General features: G+C 39.0%; 1 protein-coding gene. It reads right to left on the reverse strand.

Features of this window, described 5'->3' with window-relative positions; translation table 11 throughout:
• Positions 1-308, reverse strand: a 308-nt coding sequence (locus CWC11_RS20660) for a response regulator transcription factor (RefSeq protein WP_138684167.1), incomplete at both ends; no start/stop codon positions are given.

The following is a 308-nucleotide window of genomic DNA, read 5'->3' on the forward strand; positions in this document are numbered from 1 at the left end:
AAGGCTTATCTATTGCTTTTCGCAGTTGATAGATATGTGAACGAAGTGAGTCTGAATCGGTTGTATCTTCTCCCCAAATTTTATCACACAATTCAGAGCGGCTAACTGCCCTTGGATGAGCTTCCATTAATATGGTGAGTATTTGCATTGGAATAGGTTGTATTTCAATTTCTTTTTTATCTCGTTGTACTTGTTGGGTTTGTTTGTTTATTGTTAAAGGTCCAACGACTAGGGTATGATCACAGTTGATTAAGTGTCTTTGTGCTAGTGCATTGCAGCGAACCCAAAGTTCTTCAAGCGCAAATGGC

This window comes from Pseudoalteromonas sp. S3178 (assembly GCF_005886985.1).
Taxonomy (GTDB): domain Bacteria; phylum Pseudomonadota; class Gammaproteobacteria; order Enterobacterales; family Alteromonadaceae; genus Pseudoalteromonas; species Pseudoalteromonas carrageenovora.